Origin of the sequence: Coleofasciculus sp. E2-BRE-01, assembly GCF_040221695.1 — a bacterium.
Taxonomy (GTDB): domain Bacteria; phylum Cyanobacteriota; class Cyanobacteriia; order Cyanobacteriales; family Coleofasciculaceae; genus Coleofasciculus.
In genome coordinates, this window is record NZ_JAVKEA010000148.1 from 58575 (window position 1) to 66749 (window position 8175).

The 8175-nt window shown below is 46.3% G+C and carries 6 protein-coding genes; 3 read left to right on the plus strand and 3 right to left on the minus strand.

All coding sequences use genetic code 11. The annotated features are described in order from the left end of the window. Nucleotides 1–81: 81 nt before the first annotated feature. Both RIG66_RS18520 and RIG66_RS18525 read left to right on the plus strand, forming a co-directional pair. Nucleotides 82–636, plus strand: coding sequence for a TRAP transporter small permease subunit (locus RIG66_RS18520; protein WP_446380228.1), 555 nt, complete (start codon nt 82–84; stop codon nt 634–636). After that, nucleotides 620–1957: a TRAP transporter large permease gene (locus tag RIG66_RS18525; protein ID WP_446380229.1), complete on the plus strand. Its 1338-nt coding sequence runs from the start codon at nt 620–622 to the stop codon at nt 1955–1957. Before RIG66_RS18520 ends, RIG66_RS18525 begins: the two co-directional genes overlap by 17 nt. A 190-nt stretch (nt 1958–2147) precedes the next feature. On the opposite strand, the gene RIG66_RS18530 is transcribed toward RIG66_RS18525, so the two are convergent. The 3 genes from RIG66_RS18530 to RIG66_RS18540 all read right to left on the minus strand — a co-directional run bounded on the left by RIG66_RS18530 (nt 2148) and on the right by RIG66_RS18540 (nt 6979). Further along, the gene (locus RIG66_RS18530; RefSeq protein WP_446380230.1) at nt 2148–3140 is read right to left on the minus strand and encodes a hypothetical protein; all 993 of its coding nucleotides are present in this window, start codon (nt 3138–3140) and stop codon (nt 2148–2150) included. Between the two features lie 607 nt (nt 3141–3747). After that, entirely contained in the window at nt 3748–3885 is a 138-nt protein-coding gene (locus tag RIG66_RS18535; protein ID WP_446380231.1) for a DUF3368 domain-containing protein, read from the minus strand. A 127-nt stretch (nt 3886–4012) separates the two neighbouring features. Further along, on the minus strand, nt 4013–6979 hold the full coding sequence (locus tag RIG66_RS18540) for an efflux RND transporter periplasmic adaptor subunit (protein ID WP_446380232.1): 2967 nt from the start codon (nt 6977–6979) through the stop codon (nt 4013–4015). A 764-nt stretch (nt 6980–7743) separates the two neighbouring features. On the opposite strand from RIG66_RS18540, the gene RIG66_RS18545 reads away from it, so the two are divergent. Beyond that, the coding region (locus tag RIG66_RS18545) for a hypothetical protein (protein WP_446380233.1) at nt 7744–8175 on the plus strand (432 nt) is incomplete at its 3' end.

The following is an 8175-nucleotide window of genomic DNA, read 5'->3' on the forward strand; positions in this document are numbered from 1 at the left end:
AAGAAAGGCGAAAATTTGCTACATTCCTGGCAACAGTGGGGGTAAAATACACATCTGGTGTTTCAGGAGAAGCCGTAAGCCTTGCAGCAATTATTACAGATTTCTCGACTCATCGATGCCTTCAACGAATGGGTTGGTCGCCTAACCTACTGGCTAGTATTACTGATGATCGCGATCGGGACATGGAATGTTGCCGGACGCTATATTGGCTATTTTGTCGGTCAAAACCTCAGTTCCAATGCCTTTATCGAAGGTCAATGGTATTTATTTGACCTGGTATTCCTCTTGGGTGCAGCCTACGCCCTGCGCCATGATGAACATGTGCGGGTGGATGTGTTCCATAAAAGCTGGGCGCCGAAATGGAGGTCCTTGGCTGATTTAATCGGGACGCTGTTATTCTTGATTCCCTTTTGTTTAATGGTGATTTATTTCTCCTGGGGAACCATTCTCAATTCCTGGGCAATTCGGGAAATGTCTCCTGATCCGGGGGGATTACCCCGCTATCCGATTAAATCTATGATTATTGTCAGCTTTGTCCTCCTGATTCTGCAAGGGATTTCCCAAGCGATTAAAAACTGGGCAATTTTCACGGGCTATCTTACACCCCAGGAGGAACATCATGATGCTGGAGTATGACTGGTTAGGTCCTCTGATGTTTGTCGGGGCGTTGGTATTTCTGTCGCTAGGCTATCCTGTGGCATTCTCTCTGGGAGGGGTTGCGATCGCGTTTGCGATTATTGGTGTGAGTTTGGGTGTCTTTGACCCGATCTTCCTGACTGCCATGCCCCAGCGCATTTTTGGCATTATGGGAAATTATACCCTATTAGCAATCCCTTATTTTATCTTCTTGGGTTCCATGCTGGAAAAATCTGGCATCGCTGAACGCCTGTTAGAAACTATGGGGATTCTGTTCGGGCGATTGCGGGGGGGACTTGCCTTAGCCGTAGTATTAGTCGGGGCGCTATTAGCCGCAACTACTGGGGTTGTTGCTGCAACCGTAGTGGCGATGGGACTGATTTCCTTACCGATTATGCTGCGCTACGGTTATGATAAACGGTTGGCCACGGGGGTAATTGCTGCATCGGGGACATTAGGACAGATTATTCCTCCGAGTGTGGTTTTAGTTGTATTAGCAGATCAGTTAGGAATTTCGGTTGGGGACTTATTTATTGGTTCCCTAATTCCTGGGTTATTAATGACAGCGGCATTTGCTGTCCATGTACTGATTGTGGCATGGTTAAAACCTAGTGTTGCACCGGCTTTACCGGCTGAGGTTCGCAACATTGGCGGGAAAGCTTTAGGACGCCGAGTTCTGTTTGCCATGTTCCCACCGTTATTATTAATTCTTTTAGTCTTAGGCAGTATCTTTTTTGGCTTTGCTACACCAACAGAAGCCGGAGCGGTGGGTTGTGTGGGCGCGATGGTACTCGCTGCGGCTAATCGTAAGTTAACGTGGCTATCGTTACGCCAAGCCTGTGACGCTACGCTACGAATTACCAGCATGGTGATTTTTATATTACTGGGTTCTACGGCGTTTAGTTTAGTCTTTCGCGGTTTAGAGGGCGATCAGTTTATGTTTGATATTCTCGCCAATTTACCCGGAGGTCAAATTGGATTTCTGGCAGTGAGTATGGTAACAGTGTTTATTTTAGGCTTTTTTATTGACTTTTTTGAAATCGCCTTTATTATCGTTCCTTTATTTGCTCCTGTGGCGGAATCTCTCGATGTAAATCTTGTCTGGTATGGGGTGATTTTGGGGGCTAATTTACAAACGTCTTTTCTCACACCGCCCTTTGGCTTTGCCCTCTTTTACTTACGGGGTGTTGCTCCACCGGAGGTGAAGACAACAGAGATTTATTGGGGGGCAATTCCATTTATTTTGCTTCAGGCGCTAATTGTTGTGTTGATTATCGCGTTTCCGGAGTTAGTTAGTTTTCTTCCCTCGTTGAGTCGCTAATAAGTAGGGTCTGCTGAATCAGTCTTGTGGGGAGGTAGGGAGCAGGGGAAGCAGGGGGAGCAGGGGGAGCAGGGGAAGCAATGATGCATTTTTCCTGATAGCAGTCAAGATTCAACTGTAGCGAGCAAGATGCTCGCACTACAAGGATTTTACCATTCTTGACATTAAGGTTTAAATGCCAAATAGCTGATTAAGAGGAACACAACAACTTGATCAGGGATTGGGGTAACTCTTCAAAATGCTCTAACAAAAAGTCCAGGATTGCCAGATGGCGTAAATCTACAGGTTGAGGGGTGTAGTATCCTTTACCTCGTTTGAACCAACACTGCACTGTCCCCAGGGAACGGGAACAGATATGAGACAGTTGTTCATAGGTGACATCCCATTTGCTATAAAACTGCCTTGGCGTCATCCCTAATTGACAGTAACTATAGAGGTCAATAATGTATTTTTCCCGCTGGTTTATCGGGCGAAGATTGTGTCGCCGACGGGGATTATAGCGTCCAGTTGAGCTATGCACAGATGGGGATGCGATCGCGCCAGGAGAATGGGTGGGATAACTGTAGGAGTTGCCATTATCTTCGGTTTGTTCAACGGTATCCGGCATTTTTTCTAAATCCGCTTCAGACGCCGTATCTGTGGTTACCCAAGCAGCACTGGGAGAATCCGGGGCGAGTTGGATGATGTAACAAACCATCCACTGATTGTGATGGTGGTTGTAGTCATAAAAGCGTCCCAAAATTACGCCCCAGTCTGTTTTATTTGTTTTCCACTGAACGCGATCGCCTTCTGTGTAACGGGGGGTAGGTAATGGCAAATGGCGGTTATAAAAGTTCTCCCCCAGCTCCCCCTGCTCCCCCTGCTTCCCCAGCTCCCCCAGCTCCCCCTGCTTCCCCGGCTTCCCCTGCTCTCCTATCTCCTCCATCTCTTCACCATGACGCAGGGCGTTTAAGGCGCCAGCGATGAGTTTACCGTCGATGCTTCGAGTCAACTCCTGGATAAATAGGTTCGCGATCGCATTCACTTCTGCATCGGTTAGGTGCATTTGCGACGCATCGAAGTCAATGTCGCGGTAGTGCTTGATCCGATCGAGGAGTTGGGTAACGCCAAATTCCGCTAACGCTTGCTGGGCAGTGGTTTCAGCGGTCAGAGATTTGTCGAATTGAGGGAATAAAGGTTTCATTGGGTTCTTCTCCTTGTGTTTGGTTGGGTGCATTGGTTGCTTGTAATAATGTTATAACAAATTAGTTAAAATAAAAACCCCTTTGTCTCAAAAAAAAAGAGTAGAGACATTGCATTCAACGTCTCTACAATGGTGCTTGGATTTCAAAAACGTAGGGTGGGTTAGGCGGGTTTTAAACCGAAGCGATAACCATTCAATGAACAATCAGCCGTAACCCACCACTATTAACGGGGAGGTGTATTATTGAATCAATAGTTCAGAGAATAATCCTTAATTTTGTGGGGTTTCCGTCGTCAAGCCAACTGACTGGTGCGACACAACGACAATTGTGGATTAGATATGTCCATTTGATGGGCGCACGTCAGTGCGCCCCTACAATTTCTGGATGTAATTCAAATTCATCTTACTTAGGTGTAGCACACCACTACATTGAAAAAACGTAGGGTGGGTTAGGCAGAATTTAAACCGAAGCGATAACCATTCAATGAAGTATCCGCTGTAACCCACCAATATTAACGGGGAAGTGTATTATTTAATCAAAATATCAGGTGTAAATCCTTACTTAATTCGGTTGGGTTGACGCAGGAAACCCAACCTACTCCCATTTTTAGGCTTCTCCCATTAACTGTAGTACGGCATCAATAAACCTCTGACTAAAATATATTCCCTGCTTGAGCATCGCATCTAAAAACGGCTTAACGGCTTCAATCTCTCCTAATTGCTTCGCTTTAATCAAAATCCCCACCGAACCGGAAACGTTAAGATTAAGCGACTCTGCTACCTTTCTACCCGTTAACTCATCGATTAAAACGTGGCATTGCTGATAATCATTGTCTGGCTTTATAAGTGACTTATTCCTTGGATTTCGCTTTCTATGTTTCTCGCCACAGGAATCGCTCTAAGGGAACTAACCGCATCAGTTCTCGCCCTAAACGTTGGTACAGAGGAATCCGTTCTGAGTAGATTTTGGCATATCCTGTGGCTCCTGGATAGAGTTTACCATCACTATTATCCACAACAATTTCGACTTGGGCGATGGGTTGGGGTTGGGAGGGTTCATGCTGAATTTGAGGTAGAATTCGTTGTACGGTGGCGGTGTAAGGTCTTAGTTTAGCTTGGCGGGGACGGAAGGTAACGGGTTTATGATTTTCCACATATTCTAAGTCTTCTTCCTTGATGTCTACTGTGGCGGTGAGGTTGCTGAGTTCAGCGATTTCTAGGAGGAAGTCTTCGGTGGGTTTGAGTTCTTGATTTTGCCGCAAGTCTAAATCATTGGTGAGGATAACCCCGGCGATGGGAGACCGTAGGGTAAGATTTTGTTTATGGGTTTTTAGTTCAGATAGACGGTTTTTTAGCGTCGCGATCGCTTGTTGTTGAGTTATCATCTGGGATTGTGCCGTGGCAATCATTTCAGAGGCGTCAATGGCGGCGAGTTGGGAGGCGGTTTCGGTTTGTAAGTCACGGGCGGTATCGGTTTGGTTTTGTTTGGCGGCGGCGATTTCTTGGGTTTTGGCGACTAGATTACTTTCAATGTTGTGGAGTTCACTTTCGACTTCATCGCGGCGGTTGCGGGAAATCGCGCCTTGTTCGTAGAGTTGGTGATAGCGTTGTAATTTTTCCTGGAGTTCGGGGATGCGTTCTTGGAGGCGTTGGCGTTGGGTGTTTAAGACTTGAATTTCGGGGGTGAGTTTACCCTGGGTGAGGGCTTTGGCGCGTAGGCTTTCTCGACGGGTTTTTGTCATCATTGCTTCAGCTATCGCTTGGACTTCTACGAGTTGGGCTTCGGCGCGGATGCGTTGTTTCTGGGCGGTGTCTAAGACTTGATGGGCTTGGACGAGTTGTTGTTCGAGGGTGGCAATTTCTCGGTCTAATTCTAGACTGGATAATTGTGCCAAAATTTGTCCCGGTTGGACGGTTTCTCCGGGTTTAACGTAGATTTTTGTAATTACTCCCGCCATGGGTGTGCGAACAATGGCTCTTGCACCTTCGCGGGTTTCGAGTTCGACTGAACCCCCAACTTCAAAGGAGGTGGGGATGAGGCTGATTAGGCTTACGCTGGTGGCGATGGTGAGGAGGATGGCGATTCGCTTTAGGGGGAGGTGGGGTTTACTGGTTGGGGGGGCGAGTTGTAAGGGTTGGGAGGGGTTCATGGGGGTTAGGGGTTGGGGATTTTTTTGAAACGCAGAGGTTCGCAGAGGGAAGCGCAGAGGTTCGCAGAGGGGTTTAGATGGATTTGTTGGTTTGTGTTTGTTGTTTTTTTTGTTTTTCTGCACCTCGGCTGGTTTTTGGGGGAAGTAGTAGTAAATTGCCCAAATTGTGAGTAGGGTAATTGTCCAGAAGGGGATGTTGGTTAATGTCCAATTGGTGATTAGGGTGAAGAGGCTACCGAAGACGAAGAGAATATAGAGGAAACTGAAGGGGGCGTAAGTGGCGAGGATTAGGCGATTGTGGCGGGGTTCTGGGCTGGGTTTTCGGCGTAGTAGGTTTCCGTAAAATTGGAAGGAACGAGTGCGGAGGTTGTTGATTCCGGTGAGGGCGACGGCGAGATAGTAGCCGTCAAATTTTGCCAGGGGATTGAGGTTGAGGGCGATGGTAAAGAGTGCGGCTACCATCAACAGATAACTGGCGGTAGCTAACCAAATTGCTGAGGATTGCCATAACCAAAAGGCGATTGCAGCAATAATTAGTTGACAAATAATACCTGCGCCGACGACTAAGATTCGTTTAAATCGAGAGAGGCAATAGGAATCGGTGGTATTGGTATAAGCGGCTGGCATTAGAAACATGAACAGTAGCCCGAATTCGGGGACAATGCCGTTGTAATGTTTCAGGGTAAAGGCGTGTCCGAGTTCGTGTAGAGTGACGACTAACATGGCGAGTAGGGCAAAGGGGAATAGGAGAGAAATGCCCTGATTTGCCACTAATTGTTGTCCGGTGAGGAGAATTTCGGGACGTTGGGATAAACCAATGGATAGAGAAATGGCTAAAAAAAAGCACAGGATGAGACAGGTTGAACGAGTCCAAATCCAGTGCAGTTTAGTGATATGTCGAGTTAACCAATTGTCGGGATTAAATAGGGGAACTTTGAAGAAGAGGAGTTGGAGTGGGGTGAATTTACGTTTGGGAGGTTTGGCGGGTTTTGTTCCGACTAACATCCCGGTGGCGGTGAGGAGTTGTAGGAGGTAGCGGAGTTGTTCAAGGGTGAGGTTATTGTGTTTGGCGATATCGGCGGGGGGATGTTTTCCGAGTTGCTCGATGGCGGCTTTACTGTGAGAATCAACTTGGAGAAAGGTGACATCTTCGGGATTGCGTAATATCCAATAACCATCGGAGTGGGGAATCCATTGAACGCAGGATTTGAGTTGAAGTTTGGCGGAATTGGGAGGTGGAGAATTTGGCTGGTGTTCTGTGTTATCGGTGTCTAATATCTTATTGTCTATCGGTGGCTGGGAATGGTTGGGATTGGGAATTTTTCTGCCATTGTTTATGTTTTGCTCTCTGTCTGCTGCAACATCTGGGTTAGGTGGAATGGATTCATCTGATGTGAGAATGCCAAGTGTAATCAGCTTTTGCAATAAATCCAGGACAAAATTCGGGGAAATTGCTGAACTATATTGTTTCTGACATTGCTGTTGAAGTTGAGTAACCGTGAAATTTCCGGTGAAATGGCTGAGGGCGTAAACCTCGGCTGGAGATAAGGGAAACTGACGATTATCGTGGCGCGATCGCAGAGTATACTGTTTGGATGACGCCTGTTGGCTGAGTTGCCAGTGGGGACTGATGTCTGGACAGATCCAGTCGGGTTGTTCTTTGGCTGTGAGTTCTTTTCCAACCTGCATGATGTTTGTAGTAGATGCCTATTTGCAGGGTAAACGGAAATGTTAAGGAAAATCAACCATTTTTTAATACCTTTATCAAATCTTTAAGCAGAGACTTACGGGGTTCTACGACATAAGCTGACATGGGGAGTTTACCGTCTCCGTAATTTTACGGAGGATAGGCTGATGTGTGAATTGTGTAGGGGCGGGTTTCACGACTATCTTTTCGGTTGCACCCAGATGTAACTAAACCCGCCCAGACGCTTCAAAAGCGCGTCTCTACAATAGTTTGTAGACTTCCCGTGAAAAGTCAAATTAATCCATGACAGCTTGGTTAAGGGGGGTTAAGTTTAAAACTGTAACATTTACGACCTATTGCTGATAATCAGGGAAAAGTTCCCCGCTTTATGAAAACTTAATCAAAAACTCAAGGCAAAGTTTATTATTTTGGGGTAGGATAGTGAACAAGCTAGATTTCCGTTCAGTTGATTTTCCCTTCAACTTAATACGTTTTCTGTCCGAGTTTGCTGCTGGCAATTCCTGCTCTATTCAGTAACAGAATTTGCTGGATTACTCGTTTACATTGACTGGCAGCAGCGTTTGGGTTTCAGCGTGCTTATTCAGTGTTTCCTTAATTCATCGTCATGATTGTGGGCTTGGCTAAAGTCGAACTTGCCTGCTAATTTGAATGGGTTTAACCCCTTAGCGACTCATAATATCTGATAGATTTTGCCACTTGGCTGAATCTGTAATTTTACCTGCACTATTCCACAAAAGGGTCATCTATGCCTTGGTTTAATTTTTTATCAAAGAAACGTCCTGCTGGTCAAGGATTTGCGCCGAAAAGGAAGGGTCAGGAGTTACCGCAAGCTTTTATTTTAGAACCGATTTTAACGCCCAGTGGTTTATTGGATGGCACAGATAATCCGATAGATCCTGTGGATATCGATATCTCGGCTGACCAAATTGCTGATATTGATATTCCGGAGATTGAGGAAGGATTTGGCGATATTCCAGATAATGATTTGGAGGAGATTGCCTTCGTCACGTCGATTGAGGGGGAGGAAACCTTAGAAGAGATTCCCTTTGTTACCTCACTGGATGACGTGGCGGAAAGTGAAGCCACTGATGAAGCGCTGACGGAAGAAACGCCGTTAAATGAATCGCCGTTAACTGGGTTAGACAGTTCTAGTGTGACATTTGAATCCGGCGTGTTT

Coding starts and splice junctions, on each gene's coding strand:
- RIG66_RS18525 (WP_446380229.1), top strand. CDS start 620: ATGATGCTGGAGTATGACTGGTTAGGTCCTCTGATGTTTGTCGGGGCG.
- RIG66_RS18530 (WP_446380230.1), bottom strand. CDS start 3,140: ATGAAACCTTTATTCCCTCAATTCGACAAATCTCTGACCGCTGAAACC.
- RIG66_RS18540 (WP_446380232.1), bottom strand. CDS start 6,979: ATGCAGGTTGGAAAAGAACTCACAGCCAAAGAACAACCCGACTGGATC.